Source organism: Paraburkholderia phytofirmans (genome assembly GCF_046028095.1).
Lineage (GTDB): Bacteria > Pseudomonadota > Gammaproteobacteria > Burkholderiales > Burkholderiaceae > Paraburkholderia > Paraburkholderia phytofirmans_A.
In genome coordinates, this window is the sequence record NZ_JAQQDJ010000048.1 from 1 (window position 1) to 653 (window position 653).

General features: G+C 59.7%; 1 protein-coding gene. It reads left to right on the forward strand.

Annotated elements, in window-relative coordinates; all coding sequences use genetic code 11:
• Positions 1–653 (forward strand): beta strand repeat-containing protein (locus PQR54_RS38865; RefSeq protein ID WP_408255452.1); only part of this gene is annotated, 653 nt, incomplete at both ends.

Genomic DNA, 653 nt, shown 5'->3' on the forward strand with positions numbered 1-653 from the left:
GGAAATTCAATCAACGGCAACGGCGCGGACATCAACGGCTCGATCAACACGAGCGGTAATGGTTCGACCGATGTCAGCGGCAACTCGACCAACGGTACTGGCGTGATCGTCGATCCGAACGGTTCGATCAACACCACGGACAACGGCACGACCAACATCAGCGGCGAATCGACCAACGGTAGCGGTGCGGACATCAACGGCTCGATCAACACCAGCGGTAATGGTTCGACCGACATCAGCGGCAATTCGACCAACGGTACGGGCGTGATCGTCGATCCGAACGGGTCGATCAACACCACGGACAACGGCACGACCAACATCAGCGGCGGATCGGCCAACGGTAGCGGCGCGGACATCAACGGCTCGATCAACATCTCAGGGAATGGCGCGGCCGACATCTCGGGCAACTCGACGAACGGCAACGGTGCGGTCATCAACGGTGATGTGAACGTGACGGATAACGGCACGGCGAACATCAGCGGTAACTCGATCAATGGTTCGGGTGTGATCGAAGGCGACAACGGTTCGATCAGCATCTCGGGCAACGGCGCGGCTGACATCAGCGGCAACTCGACGAACGGCAACGGCGCGGTCATCAACGGCGATGTGAACGTGACGGACAACGGCGCGGCGAACATCAGCGGTAACTCGAC